The 396-nt window shown below is 63.6% G+C and carries 1 protein-coding gene; it reads left to right on the forward strand.

Annotated features, from left to right (window positions below; all coding sequences use genetic code 11):
• Positions 1-396, forward strand: a 396-nt coding sequence (locus OR16_RS39105; RefSeq protein ID WP_006165043.1) for an MFS transporter, incomplete at both ends; no start/stop codon positions are given.

The following is a 396-nucleotide window of genomic DNA, read 5'->3' on the forward strand; positions in this document are numbered from 1 at the left end:
GGCTGGCAATGGATGTTCCTGCTCGAAGGCATCCCGTCGGTGCTGGTAGGGCTGGTGGTGCTGGCCTACCTGGACGACCGCATCGTCCACGCCAAATGGCTGAACGACGAAGAGAAGGCCCTGCTCCAGCGCAATATCGCCGCCGAGGATGTGCACAAGGAAGACGCACCGATCGGCAAGGTACTGTCCAGCCCGCGCGTGTGGCTGATGAGCGCGATCTACTTCTGCTTCGTGATGGGCCTGTACGGCGTCAGCTTCTGGCTGCCCACCATCATCAAGCAGACCGGTGTGAAAAGCCCACTGGACATCGGCCTGCTCACCGCCATCCCCTACGGCTGCGCGGTAGTCGGCATGGTGCTGGTGGCCTACAGCGCAGACCGCAACCGCGAGCGCCGC

Source organism: Cupriavidus basilensis OR16, assembly GCF_000243095.1.
GTDB lineage: Bacteria > Pseudomonadota > Gammaproteobacteria > Burkholderiales > Burkholderiaceae > Cupriavidus > Cupriavidus basilensis_D.